The sequence below is a fragment of the Streptomyces sp. FH025 genome, from assembly GCF_017427025.1.
In the GTDB taxonomy this organism is placed as follows: Bacteria; Actinomycetota; Actinomycetes; order Streptomycetales; family Streptomycetaceae; genus Kitasatospora.
In genome coordinates, this window is record NZ_JAFLNG010000090.1 from 1 (window position 1) to 17,203 (window position 17,203).

Sequence of the window (17,203 nt, forward strand, 5' to 3'; positions counted from 1 at the left end):
GGCAGCGACGTGGACGTCGTGGCCTGCGACGCCGCCGACCGGTCGCAGCTGGCCGGCCTGCTCGACCGGATCCCGGCGACCGGCCCCGTCCTGTCGACGGTGATGCACACCGCCGGCATCGGACAGGCCACCACGGTGGCGGACACCGACCTGGCCGAGACGGCCGCGGTGCTGGCCGCCAAGGCCGCCGGCGCCGTCCACCTGGACGAGCTGACCGCCGGTCTGGACCTGGACGCGTTCGTCCTCTTCTCGTCGATCTCGGCGACCTGGGGCAGCAGCGTCCAGCCCGCCTACGCCGCGGCCAACACCTTCCTGGACGGCCTGGCCGAGCGGCGCCGGGCCGAGGGACTGCCCGGCACCTCGGTGGCCTGGGGGCCCTGGGGCGGCGGTGGCATGACCGACGCCGACACCGCCGCGTGGATGGCGCGGGGCGGTCTGATGGTCATGGACGAGGACCACGCCGTGCAGGCGCTGGCCCAGATCCTGGACGGCCGCGAGGGAGCGGTCACGGTGGCCGACGTGGACTGGGCGCGGTTCGCCCCGCCGTTCACCCTGCGCCGGCGCAGCCCGCTGATCGAGGGCCTGCCCGAGGTCGTCGCGGCGCTGGCCGGCGGGGAGGCGGGCCCGACGGCCGACCCGGACGCGGGCGAGTCCCTGAAGCAGCGTCTGGCGGGCCTGTCGCGGGCCGAGCAGAACCGGGCGCTGGTCAAGCTGGTCCAGGCCCAGGCGGCCTCGGTGCTCGACTACGCCTCGCCCGAGGCCGTCGAGGCCACCCGCGCCTTCAGCGACCTGGGCTTCGACTCGCTGACCTCGGTCGAACTGCGCAACCGGCTCGGCGCCGCCACCGGACTCCAGCTGCCGGCCACGCTGCTGTTCGACTGCCCCACCCCGGTGGTGCTGGCCGAGTACCTCTGGAACGAGGAGTTCCAGGACGGGGCCGGCCCGGCGTCCCTGGTCGAGGAGGTCGACCGGCTCGGGTCGCTGCTGACCGGGGCGGCACCGGACGAGAAGACACATCAATTGATCACCGATCGCCTGCAGGGGCTCCTTTCCCAGTGGCTGGAAGCCGGTGCCCCGGCGGAAAGCCAGGCGGTCGCGGAGAAGATCGGGTCCGCAACGGACGACGAGATATTCGAGTTCATTCACAGGGAACTCGGCAGGTAATTGGTTGTCCGTGCTTGCGGCTAGCAGGCTTGCGTTTCAAGAACTGGAATGGTGAGATCCGATGGCGAACGAAGAGACTCTCCGCGACTACCTCAAATGGGTGACGACCGATCTCTACAACACGCGACAGCGTCTGCGTGAGGTGGAGGAGCGAGGCCAAGAGCCGATCGCGATCGTCGGCATCGGTTGCCGGTACCCCGGCGGAATCCAGGCGCCGGAGGATTTCTGGAACCTGCTGGCCGAAGGCCGTGACGGCGTCGCCGGAATTCCGACCGACCGCGGCTGGAACATCGAGGAACTCTACGCGGACGACCCGGACGGCATTTCGCAGGTGCGCGAGGCCGGATTCATCGCGGACGCCAGCGGATTCGACGCGGGATTCTTCGGCGTCAGCCCGCGCGAAGCGGTGGCGATGGACCCGCAGCAGCGCGTGCTGCTGGAGGTCTGCTGGGAGGCGCTGGAGCGCGCGGGCATCGACCCGACCTCGCTGCGCGGCTCGCTGACCGGTGTGTTCGCCGGTGCCGCGCTGTCCGGTTACGGCTTCGGCACGGACGAGGACCTGGACGTCCACCTGATGACCGGGACCTCGACCAGCGTCATCTCCGGCCGGGTCTCGTACTCGCTGGGCCTCGAAGGCCCCGCCGTCACCGTGGACACCGCGTGCTCCTCGTCCCTGGTGGCGCTGCACCTGGCGGCCCAGGCGGTGCGCTCCGGCGAGTGCTCTCTGGCGCTGGCCGGCGGTGTCACGGTGACCGCCATCCCCATCATGTTCACCCAGTTCTCCAAGCAGCTCGGGCTGGCCCACGACGGACGCTGCAAGGCCTTCTCGGCCGAGGCCGACGGCATGGGCATCGCCGAGGGCGCCGGCATGGTCGTCCTGGAGCGGCTGTCCGACGCCCGCCGCAACGGGCACCCGGTGCTCGCGGTGATCCGCGGCTCCGCGATCAACCAGGACGGCGCCTCCAACGGCCTGGCCGCGCCGAACGGCCCGTCCCAGCAGCGCGTCATCCGCGCCGCGCTGGCCAACGCGCGACTGTCGACCACCGACGTGGACGTCGTCGAGGCGCACGGCACGGGCACCACCCTCGGCGACCCGATCGAGGCCCAGGCCGTGATCGCCACCTACGGCCAGGGCCGCCCGGCGGAGAACCCGGTCTTCCTCGGCTCGGTGAAGTCCAACATCGGCCACACCCAGGCCGCCGCCGGCGTCGCCGGCGTCATCAAGATGGTGCTGGCGCTGCGCAACCAGCGGATGCCGCAGACGCTGCACGCGCAGGAGCCCTCACCGCACATCGACTGGTCGGCCGGTGACGTACGGCTGCTGAACGAGGCCAAGGCCTGGCCCTCCGGCGAGCGGGTGCGCCGCGGCGGCGTCTCCTCGTTCGGCGTCAGCGGCACCAACGCCCACGTCATCATCGAGGAGGCCCCGGCCGAGGACGCCGAGCCCGCAGAGGCCGTCGAGGCCGACGCCCCGGCCGAGCAGAGCGCCCCCGAGGCCGCCCCGCCGGTGGTATCCGGCGCCGCGGCCTGGCTGGTCTCCGGACGCTCGGCGGACGGGCTGGCCGCCCAGGCGGACCGCCTGCGCGACTGGCTCTCCGCACGGCCGGCGCTGGCGCCCGCCGAAGTGGCCCGGTCGCTGGCGACCACCCGCGCCGCCTTCGAGCACCGGGCCGTCGTCCTGGGCACGGAACGCTCCGAACTCATGGGCGGCCTCGGCCAGTTGGCCGGTGGCCTGCAGAACGCCTCGGTCGTCTCCGGGGTGGCGCACACCAGTGCCCGGTCCGTCTTCGTCTTCCCGGGCCAGGGCTCGCAGTGGCTCGGCATGGCCGGCGAACTCGCCTCCTGCAGCGAGGTGTTCGCCGCCCGCCTGGCCGAGTGCGAGGCCGCGCTGGCGCCGTACGTGGACTGGAAGCTCGCCGACGTGCTGGCCGGCGCCGAGGGCGCTCCCGCGCTGGAGGCCGCCGACGTGGTGCAGCCGGCGCTGTGGGCGGTCATGGTCTCGCTCGCGGCGGTGTGGGAAGCCGCCGGGGTGACCCCCGACGCGGTCGTCGGCCACTCGCAGGGCGAGATCGCCGCGGCCACCGTCGCGGGCATGCTGAGCCTGGAGGACGGCGCCAAGGTCGTCGCGCTGCGCTCCCGGGCGCTGCGGGCGATCACCGGCATCGGCGGGATGCTGTCGGTGACCGAGCCGGCCGCCCGCGTGGCGGAGCGGCTGGGACGCTGGGACGGCCGGCTCTCCCTGGCCTGCGTCAACGGGCCCTCCGCGGTCGTGGTCTCCGGCGAGGCGGCCGCCCTGCGGGAGCTCCAGGAGGAACTGCGGGCCGACGGCGTGCGCGAGCGGATGGTCGCCGTCGACTACGCCTCGCACTGCGCCCAGGTCGAGCGGCTGGAGGAGGAGATCGCCTCCCTGCTCGCCGACGTGACGCCGCGGGCCGGACGGATACCGATGGTGTCCGCCGTCACCGGCGAGATGCTGGACGGCGGGGAACTGGACGCCGGGTACTGGTACCGGAGCCTGCGGGCCACCGTCCGCTTCGAACAGGCGGTGCGGACCCTGGCCGGCCTGGACCACCAGGTGTTCATCGAGGTCTCCCCGCACCCGGTGCTGCTCGCGCCGATGACCGACACCCTGGAGGAGGCCGCCGTCGACGCCGGCCCGGCCGTCCGGCCCGGGGCCGTCTGCGGCACGCTGCGCCGCGACGACGGCGGAGCGACCCGCCTGCTCACCTCGCTGGCCGAGGCCTTCGTGGCCGGTGTGGCCGTCGACTGGGCCAAGGTCCTGCCCGCCGCCGAGCGTGTCGAGCTGCCCACCTACGCCTTCCGCCACCAGCGGTACTGGCCCAAGGGCATGCTGGCGCTGCCCGGTGCCGCCAAGGCCGGCGACGGGGACCCGGCCTCGCTGGGCCTGGGCTCCGTGAGCCACCCGCTGCTGCGCGCCGTGGTCGAACTCGCCGGCGAGGCCGAGCTGGTGTGCACCGGCCGGCTGTCGCTGCGCACCCACGCCTGGCTGGCCGACCACGCCGTCGGCGGCGTGGTCCTGCTGCCGGGCACCGGCTTCGTCGAGATGGTGGTGAGCGCCGGCCACCAGGTGGGCTGCTCGCTCATGGAGGAGCTGACGCTGCAGGCGCCGCTCGTCCTGCCCGCGGACGGCGCCGGCGTCCAGGTCCAGGTGGTCGTGGCCCCGGCCGACGACGAGGGCCGACGCCAGGTCGACGTGTTCTCCCGCCCCGACCGCCCCGAGGAGGAGGAGCAGGTCTGGGTCAAGCACGCCGCCGCCGTGGTCGCCCCGTCGCAGACGGCCCCCCGGGCGGAGGAGGACCTCACCGTCTGGCCGCCGCGCGGCGCCGAGAAGCTCGACATCACCGACCTGTACACCGTCCACCTGGCCGACATCTACGGCCCGGCGTTCCAGGGCCTGCAAGCCGTCTGGCGCCGCGGCGAGGACATCTTCGCCGAGGTCGCACTGCCGGAGGAGGCCGGGGACGCCGGCTCGTACGGCCTGCACCCGGTGCTGCTGGACGCGGCACTGCTGGCCGGCGTCGTCGCCGAGGCCGCCGACGCCCAGGAGTCCGGCGAAGCCGAGCAGGGCCAGATCCGGATGCCGTTCGCCTGGACGGGCGTGGAACTTCACGCCGCCGGGGCACCGGTCCTGCGGGCCCGGCTGCGCCGGGACGCCCAGGGCAGCCTGACGCTCACCGCGGCGGACGCCACGGGCGCGCCCGTGGTCTCGGTGGCCTCGCTGATCACCCGGCCGGTGTCGCCGGACCAGCTGCGGGCGGCCGGCGACGAGTGGATCCGGGACGCGTTCTTCACCGTGGAGTGGGCCCCGCTGGCCCAGGGCGCGGTCCTCGACGGGCCGTGGGCACTGGTCGGCGCCGACCGCTTCGCCGTGGCCGAGCAGCTGGCCGCCGCAGGCGTCCCGGTGCGCCCCTACGCCGACATCGCCGAACTGGCCGCCGCCACCGGCGCGGGCGAGACCGCCCCCCGCGTGGTGCTCGCCTGCGTCGGCGGCGAGGACGCCGACGGCGTGACCGTGGCCGCCCGGCAGGCTGCCGGAGAGGCCCTGCACCTCGCCCAGGAGTGGCTGGGCGCGCAGGAGCTGGAAGCCGCGCAGCTGGTGGTCCTCACCCGTGGCGGGATGGCCGTGCAGGCCGGCGACCACGTGGCGGACCCGGCGGCCGGTGCGGTCTGGGGCCTGCTGCGCTCGGCGCAGCTGGAGAACCCCGGCCGGTTCGTCCTGGCCGACCTCCCCGCCGACGGCGGCGAGGGCGAGGTGGCGGCGCTGCCGACCGTGCTGGGCAGCGGCGAGCCGGAGGTGGCCGTCCGGGACCGCAAGGGCTACGGCCGGCGCCTGACCCGCCCCTCGGGCGACCTGGTCGTCCCCGACCGGACCGAGGCCGCCGCGCAGCGGCCCGAGGGCGAGGACCCGCGCACGGTGCTCGTGACCGGCGGCACCGGAACGCTCGGCGGCGTGGTCGCCAAGCACATGGTGGCCACCGGGCGGGCGGGCGGCGCCGTGCTGCTCAGCCGCTCGGGCCCGGGTGCCGCGGGCGTCGCCGCGCTGGCCGCCGAGGTGGCCGAGCTGGGCGGCTGGGTCCGGGTGCTCGCCTGCGACGTGGCCGACCGGGACGCGCTGGCCGGTGTGCTGGCTGCCCTCCCGGCCGACTGCCCGCTGGGCTCCGTCTTCCACGCGGCGGGCATCATCGACGACGGCATGGTCGACTCGCTGAGCGCGGAGCGCGTGGCGGCGGTCATGCGCCCCAAGGTCGACGCCGCCTGGCACCTGCACGAGCTCACCCAGGACCTCGACCTCGACCACTTCGTGCTGTTCTCCTCGGTGGCGGCGGCGTTCGGTGGCGCGGGCCAGGCCAACTACGCGGCGGCGAACGCCTTCCTGGACGCGCTGGCCGGCCACCGGCGGGCAGCCGGGCTGGCGGGCACCGCACTGGCCTGGGGCCCCTGGATGCCCGAGGCCGGCATCGGCCGCGACCTCGACGAGGTGATGCTCCGACGGATGACCGGCTCGGGCCTCGCCGCCCTGAGCGAGCACGAGGGCCTGGCCCTGCTGGACCTGGCCCTGGAGCGGGCCGAGGCCATCCTGGTCCCGGCCCGGCTGGACAAGACCGCCCTGCGCGCGCAGGCGGCCGCCACCGGCGTCCCGGCGCTGTGGCAGGTGCTGGCCGACGAGATCATGCCCCGCCGGGCCGCCGTCACCTCCGCCGCCGGCGCGACCGGCACCGGCGCCGCGGACGTGCTGCGCCAGCAGCTGGCCGGGCTGCCGGCCGCGGAGCGCGACCGGGTGCTGCTGGACCTGGTCCGCACCCACGCCGCCGCGGTGCTCGGACACGCCTCGGGCGACGCGATCGAGGCGAACCGCCCGTTCACGGACCTGGGCTTCGACTCGCTGATCGCGGTCGAGTTCCGCAACCGGATGAACCCGGCGACCGGACTGCGCCTGCCGGCCACCCTGGTGTTCGACTACCCCAGCCCGGTCTCCCTCGCCGCCATGCTGCGCGAACAGCTCGCCGGAGACCTCGCCGACATCGCGGACGCGGCCGACCCGGTGACGACCGTCGCCCTGGCCATGGACGAGCCGATCGCGATCGTCGGCATGGCCTGCCGCTTCCCGGGCGGCGCGGTCGGCCCGGAGGAGCTGTGGCAGATGCTGGCCACGGGCACGGACGGGCTGTCCACCTTCCCGACCGACCGCGGTTGGGACCTCGACGCCCTGTACAACCCGGACGTGGACAACGTCGGCACCTCGTACACGCAGGTGGGCGGGTTCGTCCAGGACGCCAGCGCGTTCGACCCCGGGTTCTTCGGGATCAGCCCGCGCGAGGCGCTGGCGATGGACCCGCAGCAGCGCCTGCTGCTGGAGACCTCCTGGGAGGCCCTGGAGCGGGCCGGGATCGACCCGGCGAGCCTGCGGGGCAGCCAGACCGGCGCCTTCGTCGGCGGCTACGGCTCCTCGTACCTGGCCGTCACCATGGCGGACGAGGAGGAGGTGGAGAGCCTCGGGGCGCACCTGATGACCGGCAACGCGGCCAGCGTGCTGTCCGGCCGGGTGTCCTACACGCTCGGCCTGGAGGGCCCGGCGGTGACGATCGACACCGCGTGCTCCTCGTCCCTGGTCGCCCTGCACCTGGCCGCCCAGGCGCTGCGCTCCGGCGAGTGCTCGCTGGCCCTGGCCGGCGGTGTCACGATCATGGCGAGCCCGGACGGGTTCCTGGCCTTCTCCCACGCCCGCGGTCTGGCCGAGGACGGACGGTCCAAGGCCTTCTCCGACGACGCCGACGGCATGGGCATGGCCGAGGGCGCGGGCGTGCTCGTGGTCGAGCGCCTCGCGGACGCCCGCCGCAACGGGCACCCGGTGCTCGCGGTGATCCGCGGTTCGGCCATCAACCAGGACGGTGCGTCCAACGGCCTGACCGCCCCGAACGGTCCCTCGCAGCAGCGCGTCATCCGCGCCGCCCTGGCCAGCGCCCGACTGTCGACGGCCGACGTCGACGTGGTCGAGGCGCACGGCACGGGCACCACCCTGGGCGACCCGATCGAGGCCCAGGCCCTGCTGGCGACGTACGGCCAGGACCGCGGCGAGCGCGGCTCGCTGTGGCTGGGCTCGGTGAAGTCCAACCTGGGGCACACCCAGGCGGCCGCCGGTGTGGCCGGTGTGATGAAGATGGTGCTGGCGCTGCAGCACGAGCAGCTCCCGCGGACGCTGTACGCGGATGTCCCGTCCTCGCACGTGGACTGGGAGGCCGGTGACGTCCGACTGCTGAACGAGCCGGTGCCGTGGCCGGCCGGGGAGCGGGTGCGCCGGGCCGGCGTGTCGGCCTTCGGCATCAGCGGCACCAACGTGCACGTCATCGTCGAGGAGGCCCCGGCCGAGGAGGTCGAGGCCGAGGACGCCGCGGGTGTGGACGACGCGGCGGACGGCGCCGCCGAGGCCGCCGAGGTCGTCGCGGCACCGGAGACGGTGCCGGTGGCGGCGGGCGCCGGTGCGTGGCTGGTGTCGGCCCGCTCGGCCGAGGGGCTGGCGGCCCAGGCGGGCCGGCTGCGCGCCTGGGCGGTGGCCCGGCCGGGGCTGGAGCCCGCCGAGGTGGCGTGGTCGCTGGCGACGACGCGTTCGGTGTTCGAGCACCGGGCGGTCGTGGTCGGCGGCGAGCGTGGCGAGCTGGTGTCCGGGTTGCGGAGCCTGGCGGCTGGTGTTCCCGGTGGTGCTCTGGTGTCGGGTGTGGCGCGGCCGGGTGCGCGGACGGTGTTCGCGTTCGCGGGTCAGGGTTCGCAGTGGGTCGGTATGGGCCGGGAGCTCGCTTCGGTGAGTCCGGTGTTCGCGGCGCGGCTGGCGGAGTGTGCGCGGGCGCTGGCGCCGTATGTGGACTGGTCGCTGGACGAGGTGCTGGCGGGTGCCGAGGGCGCTCCCGCGCTGGAGGCCGCCGATGTGGTGCAGCCGGCGCTGTGGGCCGTGATGGTGTCGCTGGCTGCCGTCTGGGAGGCGGCGGGTGTCACGCCGGATGCGGTCGTGGGTCACTCGCAGGGTGAGATCGCCGCTGCCACCGTCGCCGGGATGCTCAGCATCGAGGACGGTGCCCGGGTGGTGGCGCTGCGGTCGCGGTCGTTGAAGGTGCTGGCGGGTCTCGGGGGGATGCTCTCGGTGAGCTGCTCCGCCGCTGTCGCGGAGGAGCGGATCGCGCGCTTCGGTGAGCGTCTGTCGCTGGCGGCGGTCAACGGCCCCTCTGCCGTGGTGGTTTCGGGTGATCCGGAGGGTCTGGAGGAGCTGAAGGCCGAGTTCGAGGCCGAGGGCGTCCGTGCCCGGATGGTCGCGGTGGACTACGCCTCCCACTCCGCCCAGGTCGAGCGCCTGGAAGAGGAGATCCTCTCCGTCCTGGCCGGTGTGACGCCGCGTCGGGGACGCGTCCCAATGGTCTCCGCCATGACCGGCGAGACGCTGACGGGTGAGGAGCTGGACGCCGCCTACTGGTACCAGAGCCTGCGCGCGACGGTGCACTTCGACCGCGCGGTGCGCACCCTGGCGAGCCAGAACTACCAGGTGTTCGTGGAGGTCACCCCGCACCCGGTGCTGATGGGCGCGATGAACGACACCCTCGAAGAGGTCGCCCAGGAGGCGGGCCCCGGCGCGGTGCCGGCTGCCGTCTGCGGGACCCTGCGCCGTGACGAGGGCGGGACGGCCCGCCTGGTCACCTCCTTCGCCGAGGCGTTCGTCAACGGCGCCACCGTGGACTGGCGCGTGGTGCTGCCCGCCGCTGAGCGGGTCGAGCTGCCCACCTACGCCTTCCAGCACCAGCGCTACTGGCCGCAGGGCGTCCTGGCACTGCCGACCTCGGCGGGCTCGGTCCTCGGTGGGGACGGTGCGAGCACCGAGGCGGAGGCCCGGTTCTGGGCGGCCGTCGAGGGCGGGGACCTGACGCAGCTGGCCGACACACTGGCTGTGGACGGTGACCGTCCGTTCAACGAGGTGCTGCCGTCGCTGGCGTCCTGGCGACGCCGGGAGCTGGACCGGTCGGTGACCGCGAACTGGCGTTACCGGGTGAACTGGGCGGCGATCACCGAGTCCGACTCGCGGGTGCTGTCGGGTACTTGGGTGTTGGTGGTTCCGGCTGGGTTCGATGGGCAGTCGTGTGTTTCCGCGTTGGCTGCGCGTGGTGCCGAGGTCGTCGTGGTCGAGGTGCCGGCCGGGGTGGTGGATCGGGCCGGGGTGGCCGCGCTGCTGGGCGAGGCCGTGGAGTCTTCCGCGGTGGCCGGTGTGCTGTCGCTGCTGGCGCTGGACGAGTCGGCGTTGCCGGAGCACCCGGCGGTGACCGGTGGCCTGGCCGCCACCCTGAGCCTGATCCAGGCGCTGGGTGATGCCGGGATCGGTGCGCCGCTGTGGCTGGCGACGCGTGGTGCGGTGGCGGCTGGTCCGGGTGAGGCGCTGGCCAACCCGGTGCAGGCGCAGGTGTGGGGTCTGGGCCGTGTGGTCGGCCTGGAGCACCCGGAGCGCTGGGGTGGTCTGATCGACCTGCCCGAGGTGCTGGACGAGCGGGCGGGTGCCCGGCTGGTCGCGGTGCTCGCGGGCTGCGGCGAAGAGCAGGTCGCGATCCGGACGGCCGGGATCCTCGGCCGGAGGCTCTCGCGGGTGCCGCAGCGAGGCTCCGAGGAGGACTGGGCGCCGCGTGGCAGCGTGCTGATCACCGGTGGCACGGGTGCCATCGCCGGGCACGTCTCGCGCTGGCTGGCCGAGCGCGGTGCGGAGCGGCTGGTGCTGACCGGCCGCTCGGGCCCCGCCGCTACCGGCATCGCGTCGACCGTCGCGGAACTGGCGGCCCGGGGTACCCGGGTGGACGTCGTGTCCTGTGACGTGACGGACCGTTCGGCGCTGGCCGGGCTGGTGGCCTGGATCGGTGAGACCGGTCCGGCGCTGTCCTCGGTGCTGCACACGGCCGCCGTCCTGGACGACGGGGTGGTGGACCGGCTGTCGGTGGACCGCCTGGAGACGGTGCTGGCCGCGAAGGCGGCGAGCGCGGCGCTCCTGGACGAGCTGACCGCGGACCTGGACCTGGACGCCTTCGTCCTGTTCTCCTCGGCCGCGTCCACGCTGGGCGGCCCGGGCCAGGGCAACTACGCGGCGGCCAACGCCTTCCTGGACGCCCTGGCGGAGAACCGGCGCAGCCGAGGCCTGGCCGGTCTCGCGGTGGCCTGGGGCCTGTGGGGCGGTGGCGGCCTGGCGGAGTCCAACGAGGCGATCCGCTCGCGCATGCGCCGGATCCCCATGCCGCCGATGGACCCGCAGCTGGCCGTACGTGCCCTGGCCGAGTCGATGGCGGGCCCGGAGCCCGTCGTCACGGTGATGGACGTCGACTGGCGGCAGCTGGGCTCGGCGCCGGGCACGGCGGACGTGCTGGACATGCCGCTGGTGCGCGACATGCCCGAGATCCGCCGCCTGGCCGCCGAACGCGCGGGGGCCGGCGACACCACGCGCAGCGACGGCGAACTGGCGCGCCGCCTGGCCGGGTTGGGCCGGGCCGAGCAGGACCGGGTGCTGACCGACGTGGTGCGGGCCGAGGCAGCGGCCGTCCTGGGCCACTCCTCGGCGGACATGGTCCAGGCCCGGCAGGCCTTCAAGGACCTGGGCTTCGACTCGCTGACCGCCGTCGAGCTGCGCAACCAGCTCAACGCGGCCACCAGGCTGCGGCTTCCGGCCACGCTGGTGTTCGACTACCCCACCCCGGTCGCCCTCGCCGAGTTCCTGCGCGGCGAGCTGGTCGGGGAGCAGACGGCCGAGGCCGCCGCCCCGGTGGCCGCGGTCACGACCCCGGTCGTGGACGAGCCGCTGGCGATCGTCGGCATGGCCTGCCGCTTCCCCGGCGGTGCGGGCACTCCCGAGGAGTTCTGGGAGCTGCTCAACGCGGGCGGTGACGCGGTGGGCGGGTTCCCGACCGACCGCGGCTGGGACCTGGACGGGTTCTTCGACCCGGACGGCGAGAGCTCCGGCACCTCCTCCACCCAGTCGGGCGCGTTCCTGCGCGGTGCGGCGGAGTTCGACGCCGGGTTCTTCGGGATCAGCCCGCGTGAGGCGCTGGCCATGGACCCGCAGCAGCGGCTGATGCTGGAGACCTCCTGGGAGGCGCTGGAGCGGGCGGGCATCGACCCGGCCTCGCTGCGCGGATCCGCGACCGGTGTGTTCGCCGGCGGCTTCGGCTCGGGCTACGCCATCGGCATGGCGCTGACGGGTCAGGACGGCTCGGGCGTCGAGGGCCACCTGATGACCGGCAACTCGACCAGTGTGCTCTCCGGCCGGGTGTCGTACGTGCTGGGCCTGGAGGGCCCGGCGGTGACGGTCGACACCGCGTGCTCGTCCTCGCTGGTGGCGCTGCATCTGGCCGCCCAGACGGTGCGTTCGGGTGAGTGCTCGCTGGCGCTGGCCGGTGGTGTGACGGTCATGGCGACGCCCTTCTCCTTCGTCGAGTTCTCGCGGCAGCAGGGCCTGGCGACGGACGGCCGGTGCCGGGCGTTCTCCGAGGACGCGAACGGCACGGGCTGGGCCGAGGGCGCGGGCGTGCTCGTGGTCGAGCGGCTGTCGGACGCTCAGCGCAACGGGCACAAGGTGCTCGCGGTGATCCGGGGCTCGGCGATCAACCAGGACGGTGCGTCCAACGGCCTGTCGGCGCCCAACGGTCCGTCGCAGCAGCGGGTGATCCGGGCCGCGCTGGCCAGCGGCCGGCTGTCGGCCGCCGATGTGGACGTGGTGGAGGCGCACGGCACGGGCACCACCCTGGGTGACCCGATCGAGGCGCAGGCCCTGCTGGCGACGTACGGTCAGGAGCGGGGCGGGCACGGCCCGCTGTGGTTGGGCTCGGTGAAGTCCAACATCGGGCACACCCAGGCGGCCGCCGGTGTGGCGGGCGTCATCAAGATGGTGCTGGCGCTGCAGAACGAGCGGATCCCGCAGACGCTGCACGCCGAGGTGCCGTCCTCGCACATCGACTGGACGGCCGGTGACGTCCGACTGCTGACCGAGCCCGTGCCGTGGCCGGCGGGGGAGCGTCCGCGCCGTGCGGGTGTGTCGGCGTTCGGGATCAGCGGGACCAACGCCCACATCATCGTGGAGGAGGCGCCGGCGGCTGAGGCCGTTGAAGCCGCCCAGGGGCCGGAGACGGCGCCGGTGGTGTCCGGTGCCGGTGCGTGGGTGGTCTCGGGCCGCTCGGCGGACGGTCTGGCGGCTCAGGCGGGTCGGCTGCGGGAGTGGGTCTCGCGGCGGCCGGGGCTGGAGCCGGCGGATGTGGCGTGGTCGCTGGCGGCGACGCGTTCGTCCTTCGAGCACCGGGCGGTCGTGCTGGGTGCCGGGCGCGATGAGCTGATGTCGGGTCTGCAGGGCCTTGCTGCCGGGGTTTCCTCTGGGTCTGTGGTGTCGGGCGTGGCCCGTGCGGATGCGCGGGTGGGTCTGGTCTTCGCGGGTCAGGGTTCGCAGTGGGTCGGTATGGGCCGGGGTCTGTACGAGGGCAGCGAGGTGTTCGCGGAGGCCTTCGACCGGGTGTGCGGGCTGCTGGAGTTGGAGCTCGGGATCTCGGTGCGCGACGTCGTCCTTGGTGCCGAGGGTGTCGACGAGGCGCTGGCCGACCAGACGCTGTACGCGCAGGCGGGCCTGTTCGCCTTCGAGGTGGCTGTCGCTGCGGTCCTGGCCGCTTCCGGTGTCGTGCCGGACGCGGTGGTGGGTCACTCGGTGGGTGAGGTCGCGGCTGCTCATGTGGCCGGGGTCCTCTCCCTGGAGGACGCGGCCCGTCTGGTCGCGGCGCGGGCCCGGCTGATGCAGGCGCTGCCCAGTGGTGGTGCGATGGCGGCGGTGAACGCGCCGGAGGCGGAGGTGCTGGCCGCTCTGGTGGACGGTGTCTCGGTCGCGGCGGTCAACGGTCCGGAGTCCGTGGTGGTCTCGGGTGAGGTCGAGGCCGTGGATCGGGTGGTGGAGTTGTGGCGGGAGCGGGGTCGTCGGGTGCGGCGGCTGCGGGTCTCGCACGCGTTCCACTCGCCGGCGATGGATCCGGTGCTCGGTGAACTCGCGGCTGTGGCTGAAGGGTTGGAGTACGGCCGTCCGCAGGTGATGTGGGCGGGTGCGCTGACCGGTGAGCTGGTGACGGAGTGTGAGGCGGGTTACTGGCCGGCGCAGACGCGTCAGGCGGTTCGGTTCGCCGATGCGGTCGCCGCGCTCGCGAAGCAGGGTGTCACGGTGTTCATCGAGGTCGGTCCTGACGGCTCCCTGTCCTCGCTGGGCCCCGATGCCGTGGCAGGCGTCGACGGTGAGGAGGCCGTGTTCGTTCCGCTCCAGCGGCGTGACGAGCAGGGCGTCACCGGCCTGGTGACGGGTCTGGCCCGGGCGTACGTCAACGGGGCTTCGGTGGAGTGGAGTTCGGTGCTGCCCGCCGGTTCGCCGGTCGAGCTGCCGACCTACGCCTTCCGCCACCAGCGGTTCTGGCCGGAGGGCATCCTGACGCTGCCGACGGCGACTCCGGTCGCCGGTGGGGACGGTGCGAGCACCGAGGCGGAGGCCCGGTTCTGGGCGGCCGTCGAGGACGGGGACCTGGCCGGGATCGCCGACACGCTGGCGATCGAGGACCAGAAGCAGCTCGGTGAGGTGCTGCCGGCCCTGGCGTCCTGGCGGCGTCGCGAGCAGGACCGGTCGCTGACGGCCAACTGGCGCTACCGAGGCGGTTGGTCGGCCATCGCCGAGCCCGACTCCCGGGTGCTCTCCGGCACCTGGCTGGTCGCCGCCCGGACCGGCTCGACCGGTGACCTGACGCGGCAGTGCGAGGCCGCGTTGGCTGCTCGGGGTGCCGAGGTCGTCGTGGTCGAGGTGCCGGCCGGGGTGGTGGATCGGGCCGGGGTGGCCGCGCTGCTGGCTGAGGCCGCGGAGTCTTCCTCGGTGGCCGGTGTGCTGTCGCTGCTGGCGCTGGACGAGTCGGTGCTGCCGGAGCACCCGGTGGTGGCCGGTGGCCTGGCGGCGACGCTGGCCCTGGTGCAGGCGCTGGGTGATGCCGGGATCGGTGCGCCGTTGTGGCTGGCGACGCGCGGTGCGGTGGCGGCTGGTCCGGGTGAGGCGCTGGCCAACCCGGTGCAGGCGCAGGTGTGGGGTCTGGGCCGTGTGGTCGGCCTGGAGCACCCGGACCGTTGGGGTGGTCTGATCGACCTGCCCGAGACGGTCGACGAGCGGGCGGGTGCCCGCCTGGTCGCGGTGCTCGCGGGCTGTGGCGAGAACGAGGTCGCGGTCCGGTCCGCCGGGATCCTGGGCCGTCGGCTCACCCGTGCCTCGCAGCCCCGGAGCAAGGACGGTTGGGCGCCGCGTGGCAGCGTGCTGATCACGGGTGGCACGGGTGCCATCGCCGGGCACGTCTCGCGCTGGCTGCCCGGTCGCGGTGCGGAGCGGTTGGTGCTGACCGGTCGGTCCGGTCCGGCGGCGGCCGGTGTCGCGGCGACCGTCGCGGAGCTGGCCGAGCAGGGTGCGCGGGTGGACGTCGTGTCCTGTGACGTGACGGACCGTTCGGCGCTGGCCGGGTTGGTGTCCTGGATCGGTGAGACCGGTCCGGCGCTGTCCTCGGTGCTGCACACGGCCGCCGTCCTGGACGACGGGGTGGTGGACCGGCTGTCGGTGGACCGTCTGGAGACGGTGCTGGCCGCGAAGGCGGCGAGCGCGGTGTACCTGGACGAGCTGACCGCGGACCTGGACCTGGACGCCTTCGTCCTGTTCTCCTCGGCCGCGTCCACGCTCGGCGCAGCCGGTCAGGGCAACTACGCGGCGGCCAACGCCTTCCTGGACGCCCTGGCGGAGAACCGGCGCAGCCGAGGCCTGGCCGCGCTCACCGTCGCCTGGGGCGCCTGGGCCGGCGGCGGCATGGCCGAGTCCAGCAAGGTGGTCCGGGCGAGGGTCAAGCGGGCCCCGATGCCGGCGATGGACCCGCAGCTCGCGGTGCGGGCGCTGGGCGAGTCGCTGGACGGGTCGGACGCCGTCGTCACGGTGATGGACGTCGACTGGGCCGAGTTGGTCGCCTCGCCCGGTCCGGTGGATCCGCGGGAGATGCCGCTGGTGCGGGACCTGCCGGAGATCCGCCGACTGGCCGCCGCGAGCACCAACGGCAGTGGTGCGGCGCGCGAGGAGGGCGGACTGGCCCGTCAGCTGGCCGGGCTGACCCGCGCCGAGCAGGAGCGGGTGCTGACCGACCTGGTGCGGGCCGAGGTCGCGGTCGTGCTGGGGCACGCCTCGGTCGACGCGGTCGAGGACCGGCGCGCGTTCAAGGACCTGGGCTTCGACTCGCTGACGTCGGTCGAGCTGCGCAACCGGCTCAACGGTGCGACGGGTCTTCGACTGCCCGCCACGCTGGTGTTCGACTACCCGACCCCGAACGCCCTTGCCACCTGGCTGCGAACCGAGATTGTCTCGGAGGAAGCGGTGTCGGTGCCGATCCTTGCCGAGCTCGACCGGCTCGAGGCCGCCCTCCGTACCGGGTCGATGGACGACCCGGTGCGGGAGGAGGCCACCGACCGACTCCGTCGGCTGCTGGACGCCATCGGCGACCAGGCCGCCGACAAGAGCAAGAAGCGGCGCGAAGCGGAACTCGACGGTGCGACCGACGACGAGCTGTTCGCTCTCGTCGACGAGCTCGAGTGACGCCTGTCCGGCCCTGAGGGGCTCTGCTCGAACCGGGCTGTCCCGCGCGTTCCGTGTGCGCGGGACAGCCCGCCCCTGACTTTGCCCGAAAACCACTGCTGGGAGACGACCGTGTCCGACGGGGACAAGCTTCGTAGTTACCTAAAGCGGGCCATCGCAGACGCCCAGGACGCCCGCGCCCGGCTGCGCGAGGTGCAGGAGCAGGCCGCGGAACCGGTGGCGATCGTCGGCATGGCGTGCCGCTTCCCCGGCGGTGCGGACAGCCCGGAGGCGTTCTGGGAGTTGCTGTCCTCGGGCGGTGACGCGGTGGGCGGGTTCCCGACCGACCGCGGCTGGGACCTGGACGACGTCTACGACCCGGACGGCGAGCGCGAGGGAACCTCGTACGTGGCGCAGGGCGCCTTCCTGCGGGACGCGACCCGCTTCGACGCCGGGTTCTTCGGGATCAGCCCGCGTGAGGCGATGGCGATGGACCCGCAGCAGCGGCTGCTGCTGGAGACCTCCTGGGAGGCGCTGGAGCGGGCGGGCATCGACCCGGCCTCCCTGCGGGAGACGGCGACCGGGGTGTTCGCCGGCGGCTTCGGGTCCAACTACGGGATCGGTGTCTCCTGGTCCGCCGAGGCCGGGTCCGGCGTCGAGGGCCACCTGATGACCGGGAACGCGACGAGTGTGCTGTCGGGCCGCGTCTCGTACGTGCTGGGCCTGGAGGGCCCGGCGGTGACGATCGACACCGCGTGCTCGTCCTCGCTGGTCGCCCTGCACCTGGCCGCCCAGGCCCTGCGGTCGGGGGAGTGCTCGCTGGCGCTGGCCGGCGGTGTCACGGTGCTGGTGTCCCCGGGGACGTTCGTGGAGTTCTCGCGGCAGCAGGGGCTGTCCGCGGACGGC

Annotated in this window: 3 protein-coding genes and 1 pseudogene; all 4 read left to right on the plus strand. The window is 74.2% G+C overall.

Annotated features, from left to right (window positions below; genetic code table 11):
- The coding region (locus J0670_RS09625; protein WP_207811039.1) for a beta-ketoacyl reductase at positions 1 to 1,164 on the plus strand (1,164 nt) is incomplete at its 5' end.
- Positions 1,165 to 1,225: 61 nt separating this feature from the next.
- Positions 1,226 to 4,330: pseudogene (locus J0670_RS40535) on the plus strand (type I polyketide synthase); the annotation flags it as partial.
- 111 nt (positions 4,331 to 4,441) lie between these two features.
- Positions 4,442 to 16,318, plus strand: a complete 11,877-nt coding sequence (locus tag J0670_RS09630) for a type I polyketide synthase (RefSeq protein WP_374223081.1) — start codon at positions 4,442 to 4,444, stop codon at positions 16,316 to 16,318.
- Between the two features lie 111 nt (positions 16,319 to 16,429).
- Positions 16,430 to 17,203: beta-ketoacyl synthase N-terminal-like domain-containing protein (locus J0670_RS09635; RefSeq protein WP_207811041.1), on the plus strand; the 774-nt coding region annotated here is incomplete at its 3' end.